1 protein-coding gene is annotated in these 1,297 nt (G+C 52.0%); it reads right to left on the reverse strand.

Annotation, left to right across the window (positions count from 1 at the left end; all coding sequences use genetic code 11):
- Nucleotides 1–1,297 (reverse strand): condensation domain-containing protein (locus ACKWCA_RS23960; RefSeq protein WP_413980783.1); only part of this gene is annotated, 1,297 nt, incomplete at both ends.

Raw genomic sequence — 1,297 nt, forward strand, 5'->3', positions numbered from 1 at the left:
GGGGTGATCATGGCTATGTCCGATAACCGTACCGTTGGATCTTCTATGACACTACCTACTATATTTTTGAAATACGTGACAAAACGCTCCATCGTTTCCCTCTTGAACAGATCCGTGGAGTATTCGAAGTCAAAGTGAAGTACATCCTTCGATTCCATTACGGTCAAAGTTTGGTCGAACTTGGATATATCGTGGGCGAGATCATATGGCCTGAGCGTCAGCCCCGGGATACCCAGCTCTTCTCTGGTAAAGTTCTGAAAAACGAACATCACATCGAACAACGGATTACGCCCCGTGTCCCTTGGCACCTGTAGCTCATCTATGAGTTCCTCGTAAGGGTAGTCCTGGTTGTCAAGGCAGCAAAGGGTCCTTCCCTTGACCTGTGTCAAAAACTCCTTGAAGCCCATATCGCCCTGCGGGGAGTTGCGAAGGGCAAGCGTGTTCACGAACATGCCCATGATCCCCTCAAGGTCCGGATGGTGGCGGCCCGCAACACCTGTCCCGATGGTAACGTCCTCCCGGTTGCCAAGCTTCCCCAAAAGCACATTGAACAACGCCAGAACGGTCATGAACATCGTAGCGCCAACTTCCTCGCCAAGTGCCTTGAGCCTACCGGTCGTTTCCACGCCCAGAGAAAAAGATATATTGCTACCCTTGTAACTCTTGAACCGTGGACGGGGATAATCGGTGGGAAGCTCCAATACCGAGGCCTCTTCCGAGAACTCACCGAGCCAGAACCCGCGTTGCGAGTTCAACCTTGCTTGCTGCTCCGGCCCCTGTTGCCACTCGGAATAATCCTTGTACTGCAATGGCAGTGCTTCTGGTTCCTCATTATTGTAGAACCGCATGAAGTCCCTGATCAAGATCCCCTGGGAGACACCATCGGTAACGATATGGTGCATATCCACCATAAGGAAGTGCTCCATATCGGAGACCTCTATAAGGCCCGCGCGCAACAACGGCGCATCACCAAGGTCGAAGGGACGGACAAATTCCTTGGCCAGACCATCCACACCCGGCCCTTTCGACCTATGGAACTCCAATTTAAAATCCACATCCGCAATTATCCTCTGGTAGACCTTGTCCCCTACAACCTCGAAACGGGTCCGCAAGATCTCATGGCGGGAGATAAGCTTCTCGAAGGCAACCTCCAAACGGACAAGGTCCAGTGCTCCCTTCAATTCGATAAGTCGGGGCAGGTTGTACGCCAACGAGGACCTGTCCATCTCATAGAGAAAGTACAATCGCCTTTGGGCGGCCGATAGATCGTAATAATCTCTTGAAGGGGCCTTTTGAA

Origin of the sequence: Maribacter corallii (assembly GCF_047345415.1) — a bacterium.
Taxonomy (GTDB): domain Bacteria; phylum Bacteroidota; class Bacteroidia; order Flavobacteriales; family Flavobacteriaceae; genus Maribacter_C.